The sequence below is a fragment of the Parendozoicomonas verongulae genome (genome assembly GCF_009711465.1).
Classification (GTDB): domain Bacteria; phylum Pseudomonadota; class Gammaproteobacteria; order Pseudomonadales; family Endozoicomonadaceae; genus Sansalvadorimonas; species Sansalvadorimonas verongulae.
In genome coordinates, this window is sequence record NZ_SMME01000694.1 from 1023 (window position 1) to 1256 (window position 234).

Here is a 234-nt window from a genome sequence, read left to right on the forward strand (position 1 = left end):
AAACTGAGAATTAGGATTACCCCACAGATTTTCTAAGCTGCCTATCCGGCAGTGAACGACGATCCAGATTTACTCAGTGAACCGGTGCCTTTCTAAGCTGCCTATCCGGCAGTGAACGTCCCCTGAGCGTTTAGTGTTGCGTCAGATAGTTTCTAAGCTGCCTATCCGGCAGTGAACAGACTCTCGACGACGCAACACTGAATGCTCAGTTTCTAAGCTGCCTATCCGGCAGTG